This is a genomic window from Desulfopila aestuarii DSM 18488 (assembly GCF_900143695.1).
GTDB lineage: Bacteria > Desulfobacterota > Desulfobulbia > Desulfobulbales > Desulfocapsaceae > Desulfopila > Desulfopila aestuarii.
The window spans coordinates 1-1,505 of the sequence record NZ_FRFE01000096.1 but is presented as its reverse complement, the minus strand read 5'-3'; the positions used below and the strand labels follow the sequence as shown (position 1 = coordinate 1,505).

Annotated in this window: 3 protein-coding genes; all 3 read right to left on the bottom strand. The window is 37.8% G+C overall.

Annotated features, from left to right (window positions below; translation table 11 throughout):
- Positions 1-88 precede the first annotated feature (88 nt).
- Positions 89-403: a hypothetical protein gene (locus BUF15_RS26470; RefSeq protein ID WP_073617390.1), complete on the bottom strand. Its 315-nt coding sequence runs from the start codon at positions 401-403 to the stop codon at positions 89-91.
- Positions 404-428: 25 nt separating this feature from the next.
- Positions 429-1,016 carry a GNAT family N-acetyltransferase gene (locus BUF15_RS26465; RefSeq protein ID WP_073617388.1) on the bottom strand — a complete coding sequence of 196 codons (588 nt, stop codon included), beginning with the start codon at positions 1,014-1,016 and terminating at the stop codon, positions 429-431.
- Positions 1,017-1,096: 80 nt separating this feature from the next.
- Positions 1,097-1,405, bottom strand: coding sequence for a LysE family transporter (locus BUF15_RS28620; RefSeq protein ID WP_084554646.1), 309 nt, complete (start codon positions 1,403-1,405; stop codon positions 1,097-1,099).
- Between the last annotated feature and the right edge of the window lie 100 nt (positions 1,406-1,505).

Below are 1,505 nucleotides of genomic sequence, written 5' to 3'. Positions count from 1 at the left end.
CTCTGTTTTCATTGTGCCCTCCCGTGGTCTGGTTTGCCACAATGAAACAGATTGTTAACGATATGAAAAGATGGCGTTTGTTGAGCGCTTACGCAAGTCCGAAGTAGATTATTTCAACATCGCTTTCATTTTTAAGCAGTTCAAAATAACCGGCTATGGCCCCGTTGTAGTAGGCAACCCATGTTCGCAGGTTTTGACTCTCAACATATTCTTTCCACTCCTTATCAGACCAGGAGAGTTTATCTAGCCACAACCAACGTTCACCAATGAATTGGTAAAGAAACTTATTGAATTGATATTGTTCAACTTCACATTCTGTTACTACTAAGCCTTTTGCATCATCTTTTCTTTTGAGTGCTGAAAGAGTGAGCATTTCCAAATAATAGGTAGTGACGGGCTGCATGGATATTGTCATCTTTTATAGTGTGTTACTCATCTGATAATTGTTGTCTATGAAAACCGTGAGAGTGGTAGTCTGAGTGGAATTCCTCTCTTAATATCCCGAAAATAATATGATTTTGATAGGTGTCGTCCACTTTGGCTGTCCGGCGAATTAAACCTTCATTCTTAAATCCGAGTTTTTCTGGTATGGCTGTGCTTTTGGTATTGGTTTCAGCGCAGTGTATTTCAATTTTTTGAATGGGCCAGTATTCGAATCCCAGAAATAGTAATTCTCTAACGGCCTTCAGCATTATTCCTTTTCCGGTATATTCTTTACCGAGCCAATACCCAACCTTGGCAGTTCCATTTGCCTGGTCAATTATATTGTATGCTATGACTCCAGCTATCATATTTTTATAAAAAATAGATAGGTGAATTGCTTCCCCTTCACTAAAACGTTTTAACTGTAGACTGATGAATGCGGTGGTATCGCTCACTTTGACAATCTGATCAGGCCAAGGGAGCCACTGTTTAAGGTGCTCACGATTCTTGTCTGTGAGAGCAAACATTTCTTCAGCAAATTGGGGTATAGATAATGCCAATTGTAAGTCTTTATCAATTTTATGATAGAACATAGGTGTTTGTTGGATGTCAATGTGTAGTTCAGGAAATCACGTTGTTTAAAGGGCCATGGTAGTGGTTTGATAAGCTGTAATTATTTCATGTTGTATGCCAATTTCAAGCTGAACCCTATCAATGCAATGCCTGCAAAACGAGAGGCTATAATTGTAATATATTTCCAACGGGAAATATATCTCGCTAATGCGTTGCCAGCAATAACCAAAATTGTCTGATAAATGAGACTTATTAATGTAACATGCGTCATCATTATAAAAAGAGTTAGAGGTTTTGAATTTGATACCATAAATAATGGGAAAAAGGCCATGAAAAACATAATCGCTTTAGGGTTAGAGAGACATATTGTGAGAGCTCGTCGAAAATGCTTCCAATTGTTCTTTTTAATGGATTTATCACTGCTGTCTCACAGTTAATTCCACAATAAAAGCTGTGGAGATTTAATAGTTTGTGGATTGTCAGGTGGCTTGAATAAATCAGTCATTGAT